Annotated in this window: 1 protein-coding gene and 1 pseudogene; both read left to right on the top strand. The window is 61.8% G+C overall.

Annotated elements, in window-relative coordinates; genetic code table 11:
- Positions 1-430 (top strand): CinA family protein (locus HF921_RS13155; RefSeq protein WP_215861777.1); only part of this gene is annotated, 430 nt, incomplete at its 5' end.
- A 201-nt stretch (positions 431-631) separates the two neighbouring features.
- Positions 632-1163 (top strand): annotated as a pseudogene (locus HF921_RS13150) (recombinase RecA); the annotation flags it as partial.

Genomic DNA, 1163 nt, shown 5'->3' with positions numbered 1-1163 from the left:
CACCCGCCTCGCCCTGGCGGAGTCTTGTACCGGCGGTGATCTGGCCGCGCGGATCACCGCCCTGCCAGGCTCCTCGGCGCTGCTGCGCCACGGGTTTGTCACCTACAGTAATGCCGCGAAAATTCAGTTGCTGAAGGTGCAGGAAGCGACCCTCGCGCGGGTCGGGGCCGTAGCGGAGGAGACCGCCCTGGAAATGCTCGGGGGTGCATTGCACGAAGCGGACATCGCCGCAGCGATCACCGGCATCGCCGGGCCGGGAGGCGCCGTGCCCGGCAAGCCGGTGGGCACCGTCTGTATGGCCTGGGGCGCGCGGGGCGCGGAACCGCAGGTGAGAACCTGTCACTTTCACGGAGACCGTTGGTCGGTGCAGTATGCTGCGGGTTCGGTAGCTTTGGGCGGGTTATTGGGATTATTGCGCGGGGCTGGTTGAACGGCGGCCACCGTGCCGGATAAGAATTATGCCGCAGTGGTTTTCAGTCGTTTGCCCCGCCCGCCCGCTCAGGTAGAATGCCGGAAAAGGTTGTTCCGATGACTCCCGCAGTACCGGATCATCAGGCCCTGCCGCGCGCCACTACAAACATGGTGTTTTGCAAGGATGGGTTAACCCTCAATTCAGGAGAAGGAAAGCATTATGGACGAACAACGTAGCAAGGCTCTTTCGGCGGCCCTCTCACAGATTGACAAGCAATTTGGTAAAGGCGCCGTCATGCGTCTCGGTGATCATAATGCCATCAAGGACATTGAGGTCTACTCCACCGGTTCGCTGGGATTGGACCTTGCTCTAGGTGTCGGTGGCCTGCCGCGGGGCCGGGTGGTAGAGATTTACGGACCGGAATCTTCGGGTAAAACGACCCTTACCCTGCACGCCATAGCCAGTTGTCAGGCTGCCGGAGGCACGGCGGCTTTCATTGATGCCGAACATGCTCTGGATCCCGGTTATGCCCATAAGCTTGGCGTCGATCTGGAAAACCTCCTGATCTCCCAGCCGGATACCGGCGAGCAGGCGCTGGAAATCGCCGATATGCTGGTGCGCTCCGGGGCGGTTGACCTCATTGTTATCGACTCCGTGGCCGCACTGACCCCCAAAGCGGAAATCGAAGGCGACATGGGCGACTCCCACGTCGGCTTGCAGGCGCGTCTGATGAGCCAGGCCCTGCGCAAGC

Source organism: Acidithiobacillus ferriphilus, from assembly GCF_018854775.1.
GTDB lineage: Bacteria > Pseudomonadota > Gammaproteobacteria > Acidithiobacillales > Acidithiobacillaceae > Acidithiobacillus > Acidithiobacillus ferriphilus.
Note: the sequence above shows the minus strand (reverse complement) of the source record. Positions and strands in the feature narration are given on the sequence as shown.